This is a genomic window from Pseudomonas sp. YuFO8 (assembly GCF_035065025.1).
Taxonomy (GTDB): Bacteria; Pseudomonadota; Gammaproteobacteria; order Pseudomonadales; family Pseudomonadaceae; genus Aquipseudomonas; species Aquipseudomonas putida_AE.
On record NZ_JAXDEQ010000027.1, the window covers coordinates 30343 to 46284 of the forward strand.

Consider the following 15942-nt stretch of genomic DNA (forward strand, 5'->3'; position numbering starts at 1 on the left):
AGGAGTCCGTGTGCGCTTATTACTGATAGAGGATGACGTGGCACTCGGCGAGGGCATTCACCAGGCCCTCAGTCGAGAAGGCTACACCGTCGACTGGTTGCAGGACGGCAGCAGCGCCTTGCACTCGCTGCTCAGTGAAATCTTTGACCTGGCGGTACTCGACCTTGGCCTGCCGCGCATGGACGGCCTCCAGGTGCTCAGGCAGCTGCGCGACGGTGGCTCCAACCTGCCGGTGCTGATCCTGACCGCGCGTGATGCCACCGAAGACCGCATCGCCGGGCTGGATGCCGGCGCCGACGATTACCTGATCAAGCCGTTCGACCTGGCCGAACTGAAAGCGCGCATACGGGCGCTGCTGCGACGCAGCGCCGGCCGTGCACAAGCGCTGATCGAACACGCCGGCATCAGCCTGAATCCAGGCACCCAGCAAGTCAGCTACAAGGGTGAGCCCGTCGCCCTGACACCCAAGGAATACCAGTTGCTCCACGAATTGCTGTCGCCCCCTGGCCGGGTGATGACGCGCGATCATCTGATGCAGTTGCTCTACGGCTGGAACGAGGAGGCCGAAAGCAACACCCTGGAAGTGCACATCCATCACCTGCGCAAGAAGTTCTCCACCGACCTGATCCGCACCATCCGCGGGATCGGCTACCTGGTGGAGGAGCGCCGATGACCTCGATCAGGCGTCGCACCCTGACCTTGATCATTGGCCTGATGCTCGCGGGCCTGACGGTGATCAGCGTGCTCAACCTGCACGACAGCAACCACGAAATCGCCGAAGTCTACGATGCCCAACTGGCCCAGAACGCGCGCCTCCTGCAAGGCGTCATGCGCATGCCCCTGGCGAGCCAGGAGCATGCCGATCTGTACCGGGCCTTCAATCAGGCGCTGAGCGAGGCGACGCCCAGGGTCGACGGGCATCCCTATGAATCGAAGATTGCCTTTCAGGTCTGGAACTTCAAGGGCGAGTTGCTGGTGCACACGGCGAGCTCACCGTCCTTCAGTGCGCCACCGGTTACCCCGGGCTTCAGCGATGTAGTCGACCTGAAAAACCGGCATTGGCGCGCCTTCCTGCTCGAAGACAAACAAAACAACCTGCGCATCTGGGTGGGCGAACGCGACGACGTGCGCTCGGACCTGGTCGATCGGATCGTGAGCCACACGCTGTGGCCCAATGTCCTGGCAAGCCTGATGCTGGCCGCCATGATCTGGCTGGCCATCGGCTGGGGATTGAAGCCTCTGGTCGATATGGCGGCCAAATTGCGGGCCAGGCAGCCCGGCTCACTCGAGCCCCTGCAATTGACGCCGCTGCCCACCGAGCTTGAACCGATGCAGGCCGCCCTCAACCGGATGCTCGCGCAAATCCAGGAAATCATGGGGCGCGAGAGGCGCTTCATCGCCGACGCCGCCCACGAAATGCGCACGCCCCTGGCGGTGCTGCGGGTGCATGCGCAAAACCTGATGGAGGCGGGCAGTGACGCGGAGCGGCGCGTATCCCTTGAACACCTGATTGCCGGTGTCGACCGTACCAGTCGACTGGTCAACCAGTTGCTCACCATGGCGCGTATCGAGCCCAATCCCGGCACGCAACCGCCTGCCCCCATCGACCTGGCCGCCACCGTTCGCGACAGCCTGATCCAGCTGACGCCCTGGTTGTTGAGCAAGGACCTGGAACTGGTGTTCGACGTCAGTGACGACATCGGCCTGATGCGGGTAGACCCCGCCGCGATTGATATCGCCCTGAACAACCTGGTCACCAATGCGGCGAACTTCTCACCGCTGCATGGACTCATCAGGGTCACGCTGGCCGCCAGGCAAAACGTCCTTGAGTTGTCCGTCGAAGATGAGGGGCCGGGCATCAACGAGGACGATCGCGCTCGGCTGTTCGAGCGTTTCTACAGCCGCGGCAATGACCAGGGAGCAGGGCTGGGGCTGACCATCGTCCAGGCCATTGCCGATCGCCTGGGTGGGCAAATCAAACTGGAGAATTGCAGCCCCGCAGGCTTGCGCGCGACGTTGGAAATTGGCCGCGCATAAACCAGGCATTGCCTTCAGAGGGAACGCTGGTTGACCCGGGCCATGAGCTGCTCGGCGGTCTCCTTGCGTTCAGAGTAACGATCCACCAGGAACGCCTGGCGATCACGCAGCAGCAGGGTGAATTTCACCAGTTCTTCCATCACGTCGACGACCCGGTCGTAGTACGGGGATGGCTTCATCCGGCCCGCCTCATCGAACTCCATGTAGGCCTTGGGCACCGAGGACTGGTTGGGGATGGTGAACATGCGCATCCAGCGCCCCAGCACACGCAGCTGATTGACCACGTTGAACGACTGCGAGCCGCCACACACCTGCATCACCGCCAGCGTCTTGCCCTGGGTGGGGCGCACGGCGCCGAGCTCCAGGGGCACCCAGTCGATCTGCGCCTTGAACACGGCCGACATCGCGCCATGCCGTTCCGGCGAACACCAGACCTGGCCTTCCGACCACTGCATCAGTTCGCGCAGTTCCTGGACCTTGGGGTGGGCGACGGGCGCATCGTCGGGCAGCGGCAAACCGGAGGGATTGAAGATGCGCGTCTCGGCGCCGAAGTGCTCCAGCAGGCGCGCGGCTTCTTCGACCAGCAGGCGGCTGAACGAGCGCTCGCGGGTCGAGCCGTACAGCAGCAGGATGCGCGGCTTGTGCGCACTGGGCTGGTTCGGCATCTGCGGGCCGTCGAACAGCGTGAGATCAAGGTTGGGAAGGTGGTCTGACATTTTTCCTCCTGCTCAGAGCGAGCCGATTCGATCCAGCTCGCGTTTCAGTTCATCGCGGCTGATAGTGTTGAAGGGTAGGGCGAGGAAGGCCTTGCAGCGTTGCTCGATGCGCGCCAGGGTGGCGCGGAAGGCGGCGTCGACCAGCGCTTCATCACCCACCACATCGGATGGATCTTCCAGGCCCCAATGGGCTTTCACAGCCTGGCCGAAGTACACCGGGCAGGATTCACCCGCCGCCTTGTCGCACACGGTGATGACGATATCCGGCGGGTTGCCCTCGAAGGCGTCATTGCCCTTGCTGCTCAAGCCGTCGATGGCAATGCCGGCCTGTTGCAGGGTGACAAGACTGCGCGGCAGCACCTGGCCCTTGGGAAAACTCCCCGAACTCACCGCTTCGAAACCGTGCGGCGCCAGGTGATTGAACATGGCCTCGGAAAGGATGCTGCGGCAGCTGTTGGCCGTGCACATGAACAGGACTCGCATGGATTTGCTCCTGCCGCTCACGGCGGCGTCAAAGACTCAGGCTCAGGCGCAGCGCCAGGGCCGAAAGGGTGATCAACAGAACCGGAAGGGTCAGCACGATGCCGATCTTGAAGTAGTAGCCCCAGGTGATGCGCACGCCCTTGCGCTCGAGCACATGCAGCCAGAGGAGGGTGGCGAGACTGCCGATGGGGGTGATCTTCGGGCCGAGGTCGCAGCCGATGATGTTGGCGTAGATCATCGCCTCGCGCACCACGCCGTCGGCGCCGCTGCCCTGGATCGACAACGCGCCGATCAAAACGCTGGGCATGTTGTTCATCACCGACGACAGCAGCGCGGACAGCAGGCCGGTGCCGATGGCGGCGCCCCACAGGCCGTAGTCGGCCAGGCGGTCTAGTACATGGGTGAGCGAATCCGTCAGCCCTGCGTTTTTCAGGCCATACACCACCAGGTACATGCCCAGCGAGAACACCACCACCTGCCAGGGTGCCTCGCGCAACACGCGCCGGGTGGAGATCCGGTGACCCTTGGCCGCCACCGCGAACAGAATCGCTGCACAGGCCGCCGCGACCGCGCTGATGGGAACGCCCAGCGGCTCCAGGACAAACAGGCCGACCAGCAAGCCCAGCAACGTCCACCAGCCGACGACAAAGGTGGCGCGGTCGTGAATCGCCGTTTCCGGCGCCGGCAGCGCATCCACGTCATAGCGCGGTGGCAAGTCCCGACGGAAGTACAGGAACAGCACCAGCAGGGTGGCGGCGACGCTGACCAGGTTCACCGGCACCATCACCGACGCATACTCGGCAAAACCCAGCCCGAAGTAGTCGGCGGACACGATGTTCACCAGGTTGGACACCACCAGCGGCAGGCTGGCGGTGTCGGCGATGAACCCGGCAGCCATCACGAACGCCAGGGTCGCGGCGGGCGAGAAACGCAGCGCCAGCAGCATGGACATGACGATGGGCGTCAGGATCAGCGCCGCGCCGTCATTGGCGAACAGCGCAGACACCGCCGCGCCCAGCAGCACGCAAAACGCGAACAAGCGATAGCCACTGCCCTGCGCCCAGCGCGCCACATGCAGCGCGGCCCATTTGAAGAAGCCGGCTTCATCCAGCAACAGGCTGATAATGATGATGGCGATAAAGGTCGCGGTCGCGTTCCAGACGATGGCCCACACCGTGGGAATATCCTGCAGCGACACCGCACCCACCGCCAACGCGATGATCGCACCGGCCGCGGCGCTCCAGCCCACACCAAGCCCCTTGGGTTGCCAGATGACCAGAATGAGGGTGAAGACAAAAACAGCAAAGGCAATCAGCATCGAAAACTCACTCGATCAGGGATTCAGCAGCAGGCAGCATCGCGCACAGGGCGCCCGTCCATGTTCTGCAGGCGGGACGCGTTGTTTTGCAGCCAATCGGCGTTGCCCTGCAACGTCACCTGCAGGATCTCGTGCACCCAGGCAGGCAGGTCCGGATTCAGCCGGTAATAAACCCATTGCCCCTGACGGCGATCCAGCAACAACCCGCTGCTGCGCAGTTGCGCCAGATGACGGCTGATCTTCGGCTGGCTGTCGTCCAGCGCACACATCAGCTCGCAGACACACAGCTCGCCCTGGTGGGCGATCAGCAAGGTGGCGCGGGCGCGGGTCTCGTCAGCCAGGTTTTTGAATACCTCGGGAGGGGTGAGCATTGGGGTCGGCCTAAAACATATGGATAATCAAATATACGAATATCCATATGTTCTGCGCAAGTAAAGAATCGAACCTTTGCTCCTGATCATTGGCCAATAAGACAGGCCTGGCATCAAAGGCAGGGCACAAACGAGGAACCCCCATGCACCACTACACCGTGCAATACCTGTTCAACGGCAAGCCCCGCAGCCACCTGTTCGAGCTCGAGCCACCTCGGTTGCCCATCCATGAGGCGGCGATGCACCTGCTGCAACTGCATTTTGGCGATGGCGAGAACAGCCTGATCATGCCCAATGCGGATGCGACGCCAGAGGAGGTGCTATGGCAGGCTGAACTGGTGGGGCTGACACAGATCAGGGTCGTCGATGAAGTCGATTGACGAAAGTTGCGGCACCCTCGATGTCGTAATTCATGCAAAAACTGCATTTTTATGGAATTACGTTATGCGTAATGAGTATTTTACGAGAGGTGGTCAGGGCCTCATCGTATAAAGCAGGCCGCATTCAGATGTGATCGCGAAAAAGCTTCGGCATGCCTATCGAGCCCATATCGGCTCGTCCATTCCTGTAAATAGTACCGAGACCGCGCGCGCGGATCGACCTGACTTGCCTGAAAAGGCATCTGGAGACGAACGTGCGTTACCTGACGAAACTGGCGGCCGGGATGGCCGCTGCATGGCTGTGTCTTGCTGCGAACGCGCAATCGCTGGTGGTGGGTGACCAAAGTTACAACGCCCAGGCCGTGATGGAGGCGGCGGGGGTACTTGACGATCTGCCTTATACCCTTGAGTGGAAGCAGTTCACGGCAGGGTCGCCTGTCGCCGAGGCACTCAATGTCGGCAGTCTCGATATCGGGCTGCTCGGTGATGCGCCAGCGCTGTTCCTGGGCGCATTGGGCGCACCGATCAAGGTGATTGCAGTCGGCCGGCAAAGTCTTGGCGGTGTGGCCATTCTTGTGAGCAAGGATTCGTCGATCCACAGTCTTGAGGATCTGAAGGGCAAGCGCGCGGCCATTTGGAAAGGTTCCTGGAGTCAGCAGCTGCTGCTGACCGCGCTGGATAAAGCCGGTGTGCCACGAGACTCGCTGGATTTGCGTTATCTCAGTGCGCTGGATGCCTCCCATGCGCTGGACGGTGGGTCGGTTGACGTCATTGCTACCTGGGAACCCTACGTCACACAACAGGAACGCCAGGGTGCGCGAATTCTGGCCACGGCTGATGGATTGATCCCGGCCCAGAGCTTCATCGCCGCCAACGCCAATTCCGTCGACGCCAAGCGCGCGCAAATCAGTGATTTCCTCCAGCGCCTGAGGAAAGCGCGTGATTGGACGCTGCAAAATCCAGCCAATACCAACGCTTATGCCGATGCCTGGGCCAAACGCACCCGGGCTGACGCTGAAATCGCGCGTGCCTGGTTTGCCCGAGCGCGAACCACTGTCGAGCCACTGAACCCTCAGGCATCTATGGAGGCGCAGAAGACCGTGGACTTTTTCGCAAGCCTGGGACTGGTCAAGTCCTACCCGGCAGCCAACCTGTTCGACAATTCATTCGCTGCCTCCTTGCAGCCAGCCTTGGCCAAATAAGGATATTTTTGCCATGACCAAAAGACAGCTCAAACTGGGCGCGCTGACGATGGGGTGTGGTGGGCCAGGCCGCCACAACCTGTGGCTGGACCCTCAATTGCCCGCCGATGCCAGCGTCAATGTCGACTGGTACATCGACATTGCGCGTCAGGCCGAGGCGGCACTGTTCGACTTGATGTTCATCGTCGACAGCCAGTTCATTACACCGGGCTCGCCATCCCACTACCTGAATCGCCTGGAGCCGCTGACACTGCTGTCAGCGATTGCCGTGAGCACTCGACATATCGGTCTGGTCGGTACGCTGACGACCTCCTACAACTCGCCCTATAACGTCGCGCGGCGCCTGGCATCACTGGACCTGATCAGCAAAGGCCGTGCGGGCTGGAACGTCGTCACCAGCGGCGATGCCGGCACCGCTGGCAACTACAGTCGCGACGAACATTACGATTACGACACCCGCTACAGTCGGGCGGCCGAACACGTCCAGGTGGTCCAGGGCCTGTGGCACTCTTATGAGGAGGATGCGTTCGTGCGCGACAGGGCGACGGGCCAGTTTCTCGACCCAGGCAAACTGCACCGTCTGAATCACCAGGGCGAACACTTCTCTGTGGTCGGCCCGCTGAACATCCAACGCTCACAGCAAGGCCAGCCGGTGATCTTCCAGGCCGGCGATTCGCAGCAGGGCCGCGATCTGGGCGCCGCCACTGCGGATGTGGTCTTCACCCATGCCGCCAGCGTCGAGCAGGGCCAGGCTTTCTACCAGGATATCAAGGGCAGGGCGCAGCGACTTGGCCGCGATCCCGAGCAGTTACTGGTCATGCCCGGTGCCGAAATCCATGTAGGTGACAACGACAAACATGCGCGTGAAATCGAGCAGTACTACCATCAGGCCGACCATAGCTTCGAGCTCGCGCTGAAGGAATTTGGCCGCAACTTCGGTTGGCATGACTTCAGCCAATACGACCTCGATGCTCCGTTCCCTCAGGAGAGTCTGGAGTCTGCGCGCAGCAGTTTTTTCACCGCGGCCAAACGTATTGCCGATCAGGCACGGGAGAAAGGTTTCACGCTGCGCCAGGCCGTAGAGTTCGGTCGACAGCTGCGCCCGGGTGCCTTCGTCGGGTCGGCGGACACGGTTGCGCAGAAGATGGCTGACTGGTTCGAAGCCCGGGCGGTGGATGGTTTCAACATCTACATTGGCCACCCTGAGCAGTTCAACCGTTTTACCAACGAGGTGGTTCCGCTGCTGCAAGAGCGTGGTGTCTACCGCAGGGCGTATGAAGGTACGACCTTGCGTGAAAGCCTGGGTCTGGAGATTCCTCGATTCGGCGGCAAACGCTAGTCACGCTATCGAGTATCAAATGGCCGGCTCGGTGTTGCGCACCGAACCGGCCATTTGCGTCACCGCAGCTACTTGCAGTTTCCTGCCTTGCGATATCCCGCGGATTGGGCTGCAGATTCAGAGTCAAAAGTTATCTGGTTTTTCGTCGACACCTGAGCATACCCAGGACACCCCATTGAGAGGTGATAGATGTGGCTATTGCGGTTGCCGATGATCGAACCTGCTGCGCTCGTACTCGCCAGGGTCGGCTGGGCTGCTGCCCGCGGCGGGTTAACAGGCATCGCGCTGACGACGCCCTCACCGACTGCCTTATACCCTTGCGACCATCGACGCTCGCCCGTCACGAATGGATTGGAGTGCCCCATGATGGCTGCAATACGTCGATCCCGCTCTTTTTCCCAGGACGAAACCGGGTACTGCTTGTCCCAGGCCATCAGTAGCTGTTGCTGCTGACGGGACATGCTCAGCTTGTATCTGTCGAACATGTAGAAGGTTGTTCTTGCGACCAGCCCCTTGACCTCGTCACGGGGTTCCGCAGCACGTTGATCGAAATCAACCCGCGTCTTGCACTGCCCATACTGCGGCGCTACGCCGGCAGCCATGCCGTAGTTGAAATTGCTTCGGTCGCCGTTCACCTCGCCAACGGACGGGTAGAGGTTGAACAGGTCCGCTTCCATGGCGCGAAACACAGGATCATCATCCACGCAGTGTTCCCGACCACCGTTCTTCCAGCATTGGCGTTGGTTACCGAATGTCCAGGCGGGCACGATATGTTCCCACTCAGTGCGCTCTGCCCGATTCTCTTGCTTCCTGGCCTTGAGGCCACAGGACTCGGCATCGATACGTCCGCCTGATTTCCCCACCCACGTCCATTTGCAGCCGCAATACAACTCGCCCATGGAGCTGTTCGCCTGGTCCAGATAGATTTTCTGCTTGGCGATGACCTTGGCCTCGGAAAAGGTCGAGGGTGGGCTTGCGAATGCGCAGGTGATTACCGAGAGGGTCAGCGCTACTACAGACAGCAGTTTTTTCATTGGAAAACATTAGCTTATGAAGGGGCGCGCATTGTACGCACGACGTCGACGGCCGCTGCAGTATTTTCTCGGGTAAACGCAACCTCGATAAATGTTTGCAGCTGCCCGGCTGTCAAGCTGCTCTGAAACCGGTTTCATTTTGTCTCGGTCGTCGATATATTCCCCGCTTTTTCCCAGCCAGTGCGTCCAAAAACCAACAAGATTGATGCGCCACCCAACCGAATTGTTGATGAGGATTTGTGATGTCTGAGCAAGATCAAGACAACCCGCGCCGGGACTTTCTGCGCAAAACGCTGACCCTGATTCCCGTGGTGACGGTGGCCAGTACCGGTTTCGGCATGAACGCACTGGCGGCAACCGATAGCGCCCCGACCGCCAAAGCGCCGATCGCACCCCCCGCGAGCGATTACCCGCCCAGCTTTTTCACCAAGGAAGAGTGGGCTTTCGTCCAGGCGGTGGTATCGCGCCTTATTCCTGCCGACGACCTTGGCCCCGGTGCACTTGAAGCGGGAGCAGCCGAATTTATCGATCGGCAGATGAACACGCCCTACGCAACAGGTGCGCTCTGGTACATGCAGGGCCCATTTGTGACTGATGCTCCCCCTGAACTGGGTTACCAACTGCAATTGGCGCCGCAGCAACTCTACCGCCTGGGCATCGCGGCAACGGACGCGTGGTGCAAAACCACTTACGGCAAAGTTTTTGCTGCGCAAGACAGCGCTACCCGAGACAGTATTCTCCACAAAATGGAGTCCGGAGAGGTGGTTTTCGATGATTTTCCGGTTAAAGCATTCTTCAGCCTGATGGTGCAGAACACCCGTGAAGGATTCTTCTGCGACCCCATTCATGGCGGTAACAAAGGGATGGTCGGCTGGACCCAGATTGGTTTCCCTGGCGCTCGCGCCGATTTCATGGATTGGGTCGAGCGCAACGAGCCGTACCCCTTCCCGGCAGTGTCGATTCGTGGCGAGAGGGCTTGAAGATGGCGACGGTATTGAAAAAGGTTGATGCGGTCATCGTCGGTTTCGGCTGGACCGGGGCCATCATGGCCAAGGAGCTGACCGAGGCGGGACTGCAGGTGGTGGCGTTGGAGCGCGGCCCCATGCAGGACACCTATCCGGATGGAAACTATCCGCAAGTGATCGATGAGCTGACCTACAGCGTGCGCAAAAAGCTGTTCCAGGACATCTCCAAGGAAACGGTGACTATCCGTCATAGCGTCAATGACGTCGCGTTGCCCAATCGGCAGCTTGGCGCGTTCCTGCCCGGCAAAGGCGTCGGTGGTGCGGGCCTGCATTGGTCGGGCGTGCATTTTCGCGTCGACCCCATCGAGTTGAGGATGCGCAGCCACTACGAGGAGCGCTACGGCAAGCACTTCATTCCCAAGGACATGACCATCCAGGACTTTGGCGTCACCTACGAAGAGCTGGAGCCGTTTTTCGATTTCGCCGAAAAGGTCTTCGGCACATCTGGCCAGGCCTGGACAGTGAAAGGCCAGTTGGTCGGTGCAGGGAAGGGCGGTAATCCCTACGCGCCGGATCGTTCCAGTGATTTCCCTCTGGAATCGCAGAAGAACACCTACTCGGCGCAGTTGTTCCAGAAGGCCGCACTCAGTGTTGGCTATAAACCCTACAACCTGCCCTCTGCCAATACGTCGGGACCCTACACCAATCCTTATGGCGCACAGATGGGGCCTTGTAATTTCTGCGGCTTCTGCAGCGGTTACGTGTGCTACATGTACTCGAAGGCCTCTCCCAACGTAAATATCCTGCCAGCCCTGCGCCAAGTGCCGAACTTTGAGTTACGCACCAACGCCCATGTGCTGCGCGTCAATCTCGATAGCAGCAAGCGCAAGGCCACGGGCGTCTCCTACATCGATGCGCAAGGCCGAGAGGTCGAGCAACCGGCGGACCTGGTGATCCTTGGGGCTTTCCAATTCAACAATGTGCGCCTGATGTTGTTATCCGGCATTGGCAAACCCTATGACCCGAAGACCGGGGAAGGGGTAGTGGGCAAGAACTTTGCCTATCAGAACATGGCCACCATCAAGGCCTTCTTCGACAAGGACACCCACACCAACAACTTTATCGGTGCGGGTGGCAACGGCGTGGCGGTGGATGACTTCAATGCCGATAACTTCGATCACGGCCCCCACGGTTTTGTCGGCGGATCGCCGATGTGGGTCAACCAGGCGGGGAGTCGGCCAATCGCCGGTACATCGAACCCGCCAGGCACCCCGGCCTGGGGCAGCAGCTGGAAGAAGGCGACCGCCGATTACTACACCCATCAGGTGTCGATGGACGCGCATGGTGCGCATCAATCCTATCGCGGCAACTACCTTGACCTGGATCCGGTTTACCGCGATGCCTACGGGCTGCCGCTTTTGCGCATGACGTTCGACTGGCAGGAAAACGATATAAAAATGAATCGTTTCATGGTCGAAAAAATGAGCAAGATCGCCCAGGCCATGAACCCTAAAACCATTGCCGTGCTTGGCAAGAAAGTAGGGGATCATTTCAATACGGCGTCCTATCAGACGACGCACCTCAACGGCGGCGCAATCATGGGGACTGACCCCAAGACCAGTGCCATCAACCGTTATCTTCAGTGCTGGGACGTGCACAACGTTTTTGTCCCTGGCGCTTCAGCGTTTCCTCAAGGCCTGGGTTACAACCCAACGGGTCTGGTCGCCGCCCTGACGTACTGGTCGGCACGGGCGATTCGCGAACAGTACCTGAAGAACCCCGGCCCGCTGGTTCAGGCATAAGGAGCGCCAAGTGATGAAAAAAGTATTTGTCGCGGCGTTGATGCTCTGCGCGAACCTCCCGGCATGGGCTGCAGAGTCCACCGATGCCCAAATCAAACAGGGAGAATACCTGGCGCGTGCCGGTGACTGCGTTGCCTGTCATACCGCCAAGGGTGGCAAACCCTTCGCCGGCGGACTTGGCATGGAGACGCCAATCGGCACGGTGTATTCGACCAACATCACCCCTGACGCCAGCGGCATTGGCGGCTACAGCTTTGATGACTTCGACAGGGCGGTGCGTCATGGGATTGGCAAGAGTGGCAGCAGCTTGTATCCCGCCATGCCATTTCCTTCCTATGCACGTGTCAGCCCGGCCGACATGCAAGCGCTCTACGCGTACTTCATGAAGGGCGTGGAACCTGTTGAGCAGCCGAACAAAGAGACCGATATTCCATGGCCCCTGAGTATGCGTTGGCCACTGTCGATCTGGCGGGAACTGTTCGCCCCAAAAGTTGAAACCTATCAGGCTCCAGTGGGTGCAGATCCGGTGGTCAGTCGTGGCGCTTATCTCGTTGAAGGCCTGGGCCATTGCGGTGCCTGCCATACACCCCGTGCAATCACGATGCAGGAAAAGGCCCTGAGTGCCAGTGAGAGCCCGTTGTTCCTGTCCGGCAGCGCGCCATTGGAAGGCTGGATCGCCAAGAACCTTCGCGGTGATCACAAGGATGGACTGGGGAGCTGGAGCGAAGACGATCTGGTGCTGTTTCTCCAGACCGGTCGTAGCGACAGAGGTGCTGTCTTTGGTGGCATGAGTGATGTGGTCGAGCACAGCATGCAATACATGACGGAGGCTGATCTGCGCGCGATCGCCCGATACCTGAAAAGCCTGCCGCCCACCGACCCAGACGACAAGCCCCATCAATATGACAAACAGGTGGCGGATGCTCTATGGCGAGGAGACGACAGCAAACCCGGCGCTTCGGTGTACATCGACAATTGCGCGGCCTGTCATAGAACCGATGGCCAGGGATACGCTCGTGTGTTTCCTGCGTTGGCCGGCAACCCGGTGCTGCAGACTGTGGACGCTACTTCCCTGATCAACATTGTGCTGAAGGGTGGGTCATTGCCAGCGACGCATGCGGCACCCTCAACCTTCACCATGCCTGATTTTGCGTGGCGGTTATCAGACGAGCAAATTGCGGCGGTGGTGACTTTCATCAGGACGAGCTGGGGTAACCAGGGTGCGGCGGTGACGGCGAGCGATGTGAAGAGTCTGCGTGTTGACGGTTTGAGACAGACCACTGGAAATGACCTGGGGCTGACGAGTAGCAAGTAAGGCACGTCTTGGTTTGAGTACGAAGGGCCCCGAGAGGGGCAATGCTGTTCACTTTAGGTTGGAGGGCTTCAGGTGGATATTTGGATTAGGTGTATATCCATTCCTGCGGTAACGGCCACCTATGGTTTCGCTCTTACCTGTAGGAGCGAGCTTGCTCGCGATGGAGGTCAACGATGACGCGGGGAGCCTGACACCCCGCGGTGCTCTCAGGTTTTTCGCGAGCAATCGAGCGTCGACCGGCTGCTCCTACAGGGGAACGTGCTCACTTGAAACCAGGTCGGCTGTCAGGCCGCCTCGCTTTGCTTTTGATCGCGGCGACCCACGGAGCAATGCCGGAGTGAGGGCATGCCGAGCCTAGGCGAGGCACCGAGTGGTGGGGCAAGAGCCTTTTGGTTCCTTTTTGGCGTTTGAAAAAGGGACTCGCCGCAAGGGCGAAACCATAGGTGGCCGTTACCGCAGCAATGGATATCCCCCCAATCCAGTTTTTAACAACCCCATGCTTAAGTGAACAGCATTACCCGAGAGGGGCCCTTTTTGTTGGGCATCTGAATTTTACGTCCCCGCGTGCGCCTGTATATCGACCCACACCGCGCCACCCGGATACTGATAACGCTCCAGTGTCTCAGGGCTCATTTCAATGCTGTACCCCGGCCGTTGCGGCGGCATGTAGCGCCCGCGGCGGATCACCACCGGGTCGAGGAAGTGTTCGTGCAGGTGGTCGACGTATTCCAGGACCCGGTTGTGCAGCGAGGCCGAGACGGCGATGTAGTCGAACAGCGCGATGTTCTGCACGTACTCGCACAAACCGACGCCTCCGCCATGGGGGCAGACCGGGATGTCGAACTTGGCGGCCATCAGTAACACGATCAACACTTCATTGAGCCCACCCAGGCGGGCGGCGTCCAGCTGGCAGAAGTCCAGGGCGCCGGCCTGGAACATCTGCTTGAACATCACCCGGTTGTGGCAGTGCTCACCGGTGGCCACGCCGATCGGTGCGATGCGCTGGCGGATGCTGGCATGGCCGAGGATGTCGTCGGGGCTGGTCGGCTCTTCGATCCACAGCGGATCGAATGCGGCCAGGCGGCGCATGTTGGCGACTGACTCGTCGACGCCCCAGACCTGGTTGGCGTCCATCATCAGGCTCCGTTCCCAGCCGATTTCTTCACGCAGGATGGTGGCGCGGCGGATGTCGTCTTCCAGGTTGGCGCCGATTTTCTGCTTGATGTGGGTCCAGCCATCCTCGACTGCCGACCGCGCCAGTTGGCGCATTTTTTCTTCGCTGTAGCCCAGCCAGCCCGGCGCGGTGGTGTAGCCGGGGTAGCCTTCACGGAGCATTTGCGCCTCACGCTGGGCTTTACCAGGCACCTGGCGGCGCAGTAGAGCGATGGCTTCTTCGGGGGTGAGCACGTCGGTGACGTAGCTGAAATCCAGGCAGCGCACCAGTTGTTCCGGCGTCATGTCGGCCAGCAACTTCCACACGGGTTTGCCTTCGTGTTTGGCCCACAGGTCCCAGATCGCGTTGACGATGGCCGCGGTGGCCAGGTGGATCACGCCTTTTTCCGGCCCCAGCCAGCGCAGTTGGCTGTCGCCCACGGTGAAGTTGTGCCAGAAGGCGCCCATGTCGGCGACGATGTCTTCGAGGGTCAGGCCGACCACCATAGGTGCCAGGGATTGCACGGCCGCGACACAGATTTCGTTGCCACGGCCGATGGTGAAGGTCAGGCCATGGCCTTCCAGGCCGCCAGGCGCGTCGGTGTGCAGCACGACATAGGTGGCGGAGTAGTCCGGCGCGCTGTTCATCGCATCGGAGCCGTCCAGGGACAGGGAGGTGGGGAAACGGATGTCGCGCACGCTCAGGTGAGTGATTCGAATGCTCATGGCGGATTCTTGTTCTGGGTGACCATAGGGAGCCCCGACTGTAGATCGCCAGGCGATACAGGCATAATCGCGAATTCCTAAGTATCGATACCGGATTTGATATGCCTATCGAGCCAGAAACCACGGCGCCCGAGCTGCGCAATTTTGCTGCCCTGAAAATTTCCAGCCGGCAGATCACCTTGCTCAATGCCCTGGGCGAGTTCGGCAACCTGCGCCGGGCGGCCACGGCGATGCACACCTCGCAACCGGCCGCCAGCCTGCTGCTGCAGCAACTGGAGGAGCGACTGGGCGTGCGCCTGTTCGACCGCTTGCCGCGCGGCATGCAGCCGACCCTGTATGGCGAGGTGATGATCCGCTACGCCCAGGGCGCGCTGCATGAGTTCGAGCATGCCCAGGAGCAGATCGCCGAACTGGCGCGCGGGGCCACGGGGCTGGTGCGGGTCGGCAGTGTGATGGGGCCGGTGCCGACGCTTTTGACCAAGGCGGTGCTGGCGTACAAGCGCGAACACCCCAAGGTGCGCATCTCCATTGAGGTCGGGACCAGCGATACCTTGCTGCCGGCCTTGCTGCGCGGCGATTTCGATGTGGTGCTGGGGCGAGTGCCCGATCAGAGCGATAGCCACGGCCTGGACATCGAACTGTTCGACCACGGCGAACAGATGCGCGTGATTGCCCGTGCCGGCCACCCGTTGGCCGGTTCTGCGCCCTTGCAGTTGGCCGATCTGATCGCACAGACCTGGATCCTGCACCCCATGGGCAGCCCCATGCGTCGCCGGGTGGAAAGTGCCCTGCAGGCCGGCGGCATGGTGCAGGCGCTGGATATCGTGGAAACCGCCTCGATCCTGGCCACCACGGCGATGCTCGAAGCCTCGGACATGATCGCGGTGGTGCCCAACGACGTGGCCGAGCATTACGCGCGTTATGGCATGGTCACTGTCCTGCCGGTGGAATTGCCGATCTCCATGGCCAACATTGGCCTGCTGACCTTGGGGTCACGACCCAAGTCGGTAGCGCTCACTAAATTGCTCGACTACTTCAGGGCGCAATAGGTCGAAGTGATAACGTTTGGTTATCAATTGATCGGATCATCTCATTGGGAATC

General features: G+C 60.5%; 15 protein-coding genes. 9 read left to right on the forward strand and 6 right to left on the reverse strand.

Translation table 11 applies throughout. The features are described from left to right. Positions 1 to 10: 10 nt before the first annotated feature. Together SOP95_RS21750 and SOP95_RS21755 are read left to right on the forward strand one after the other, a co-directional pair. A complete protein-coding gene (locus SOP95_RS21750) occupies positions 11 to 673 on the forward strand; it encodes a response regulator (protein WP_274076716.1) in 663 nt (220 codons plus the stop codon). After that, positions 670 to 2037: an ATP-binding protein gene (locus SOP95_RS21755; protein WP_323608271.1), complete on the forward strand. Its 1368-nt coding sequence runs from the start codon at positions 670 to 672 to the stop codon at positions 2035 to 2037. Before SOP95_RS21750 ends, SOP95_RS21755 begins: the two co-directional genes overlap by 4 nt. Positions 2038 to 2051: 14 nt before the next feature. On the opposite strand, the gene arsH is transcribed toward SOP95_RS21755, so the two are convergent. From arsH to SOP95_RS21775, 4 genes are read right to left on the reverse strand one after another with little or no spacing between them, the layout of a single operon-like run. Further along, entirely contained in the window at positions 2052 to 2753 is a 702-nt protein-coding gene (gene arsH, locus SOP95_RS21760; protein WP_323608272.1) for an arsenical resistance protein ArsH, read from the reverse strand. Between the two features lie 12 nt (positions 2754 to 2765). Then, positions 2766 to 3236 carry an arsenate reductase ArsC gene (locus SOP95_RS21765; protein ID WP_274076719.1) on the reverse strand — a complete coding sequence of 157 codons (471 nt, stop codon included), beginning with the start codon at positions 3234 to 3236 and terminating at the stop codon, positions 2766 to 2768. A gap of 28 nt (positions 3237 to 3264) precedes the next feature. Then, positions 3265 to 4554 carry an arsenic transporter gene (locus SOP95_RS21770; protein ID WP_274076720.1) on the reverse strand — a complete coding sequence of 430 codons (1290 nt, stop codon included), beginning with the start codon at positions 4552 to 4554 and terminating at the stop codon, positions 3265 to 3267. 23 nt (positions 4555 to 4577) lie between these two features. Further along, the gene (locus tag SOP95_RS21775; protein WP_323608273.1) at positions 4578 to 4925 is read right to left on the reverse strand and encodes a metalloregulator ArsR/SmtB family transcription factor; all 348 of its coding nucleotides are present in this window, start codon (positions 4923 to 4925) and stop codon (positions 4578 to 4580) included. 143 nt (positions 4926 to 5068) lie between these two features. Here SOP95_RS21775 and SOP95_RS21780 point away from each other — a divergent pair, with 143 nt between their 5' ends. The 3 genes from SOP95_RS21780 (at position 5069) to SOP95_RS21790 (ending at position 7846) form a co-directional block, all read left to right on the forward strand. Then, positions 5069 to 5305: a hypothetical protein gene (locus SOP95_RS21780; protein ID WP_323608274.1), complete on the forward strand. Its 237-nt coding sequence runs from the start codon at positions 5069 to 5071 to the stop codon at positions 5303 to 5305. A 254-nt stretch (positions 5306 to 5559) separates the two neighbouring features. Beyond that, complete coding sequence (locus SOP95_RS21785) at positions 5560 to 6507, forward strand: ABC transporter substrate-binding protein (RefSeq protein WP_323608275.1); 948 nt, start codon at positions 5560 to 5562, stop codon at positions 6505 to 6507. A gap of 13 nt (positions 6508 to 6520) precedes the next feature. Continuing rightward, on the forward strand, positions 6521 to 7846 hold the full coding sequence (locus SOP95_RS21790; protein ID WP_323608276.1) for an LLM class flavin-dependent oxidoreductase: 1326 nt from the start codon (positions 6521 to 6523) through the stop codon (positions 7844 to 7846). Positions 7847 to 7914: 68 nt separating this feature from the next. On the opposite strand, the gene SOP95_RS21795 is transcribed toward SOP95_RS21790, so the two are convergent. After that, complete coding sequence (locus SOP95_RS21795; protein WP_323608277.1) at positions 7915 to 8880, reverse strand: endonuclease; 966 nt, start codon at positions 8878 to 8880, stop codon at positions 7915 to 7917. A 242-nt stretch (positions 8881 to 9122) separates the two neighbouring features. On the opposite strand from SOP95_RS21795, the gene SOP95_RS21800 reads away from it, so the two are divergent. The 3 genes from SOP95_RS21800 to SOP95_RS21810 are packed head-to-tail and all read left to right on the forward strand — an operon-like array spanning position 9123 to position 12962. Further along, entirely contained in the window at positions 9123 to 9860 is a 738-nt protein-coding gene (locus SOP95_RS21800) for a gluconate 2-dehydrogenase subunit 3 family protein (RefSeq protein ID WP_323608278.1), read from the forward strand. Between the two features lie 2 nt (positions 9861 to 9862). Next, entirely contained in the window at positions 9863 to 11647 is a 1785-nt protein-coding gene (locus SOP95_RS21805) for a GMC family oxidoreductase (RefSeq protein WP_274076727.1), read from the forward strand. A 13-nt stretch (positions 11648 to 11660) separates the two neighbouring features. Continuing rightward, positions 11661 to 12962: a c-type cytochrome gene (locus SOP95_RS21810; protein ID WP_323608279.1), complete on the forward strand. Its 1302-nt coding sequence runs from the start codon at positions 11661 to 11663 to the stop codon at positions 12960 to 12962. A 552-nt stretch (positions 12963 to 13514) separates the two neighbouring features. On the opposite strand, the gene SOP95_RS21820 is transcribed toward SOP95_RS21810, so the two are convergent. Continuing rightward, positions 13515 to 14840, reverse strand: coding sequence for an L-fuconate dehydratase (locus tag SOP95_RS21820; protein ID WP_323608280.1), 1326 nt, complete (start codon positions 14838 to 14840; stop codon positions 13515 to 13517). Positions 14841 to 14941: 101 nt separating this feature from the next. Here SOP95_RS21820 and SOP95_RS21825 point away from each other — a divergent pair, with 101 nt between their 5' ends. Continuing rightward, positions 14942 to 15889, forward strand: coding sequence for a LysR family transcriptional regulator (locus tag SOP95_RS21825; protein ID WP_323608281.1), 948 nt, complete (start codon positions 14942 to 14944; stop codon positions 15887 to 15889). Positions 15890 to 15942 lie beyond the last annotated feature (53 nt).

What these genes read in the sequence shown, in the direction of transcription:
- arsH (WP_323608272.1), bottom strand. Translation starts at nt 2,753, where the DNA reads ATGTCAGACCACCTTCCCAACCTTGATCTCACGCTGTTCGACGGCCCG.
- SOP95_RS21790 (WP_323608276.1), top strand. Translation starts at nt 6,521, where the DNA reads ATGACCAAAAGACAGCTCAAACTGGGCGCGCTGACGATGGGGTGTGGT.
- SOP95_RS21765 (WP_274076719.1), bottom strand. Translation starts at nt 3,236, where the DNA reads ATGCGAGTCCTGTTCATGTGCACGGCCAACAGCTGCCGCAGCATCCTT.
- SOP95_RS21775 (WP_323608273.1), bottom strand. Translation starts at nt 4,925, where the DNA reads ATGCTCACCCCTCCCGAGGTATTCAAAAACCTGGCTGACGAGACCCGC.
- SOP95_RS21810 (WP_323608279.1), top strand. Translation starts at nt 11,661, where the DNA reads ATGAAAAAAGTATTTGTCGCGGCGTTGATGCTCTGCGCGAACCTCCCG.
- SOP95_RS21795 (WP_323608277.1), bottom strand. Translation starts at nt 8,880, where the DNA reads ATGAAAAAACTGCTGTCTGTAGTAGCGCTGACCCTCTCGGTAATCACC.
- SOP95_RS21780 (WP_323608274.1), top strand. Translation starts at nt 5,069, where the DNA reads ATGCACCACTACACCGTGCAATACCTGTTCAACGGCAAGCCCCGCAGC.
- SOP95_RS21820 (WP_323608280.1), bottom strand. Translation starts at nt 14,840, where the DNA reads ATGAGCATTCGAATCACTCACCTGAGCGTGCGCGACATCCGTTTCCCC.
- SOP95_RS21755 (WP_323608271.1), top strand. Translation starts at nt 670, where the DNA reads ATGACCTCGATCAGGCGTCGCACCCTGACCTTGATCATTGGCCTGATG.
- SOP95_RS21825 (WP_323608281.1), top strand. Translation starts at nt 14,942, where the DNA reads ATGCCTATCGAGCCAGAAACCACGGCGCCCGAGCTGCGCAATTTTGCT.
- SOP95_RS21800 (WP_323608278.1), top strand. Translation starts at nt 9,123, where the DNA reads ATGTCTGAGCAAGATCAAGACAACCCGCGCCGGGACTTTCTGCGCAAA.
- SOP95_RS21805 (WP_274076727.1), top strand. Translation starts at nt 9,863, where the DNA reads ATGGCGACGGTATTGAAAAAGGTTGATGCGGTCATCGTCGGTTTCGGC.
- SOP95_RS21770 (WP_274076720.1), bottom strand. Translation starts at nt 4,554, where the DNA reads ATGCTGATTGCCTTTGCTGTTTTTGTCTTCACCCTCATTCTGGTCATC.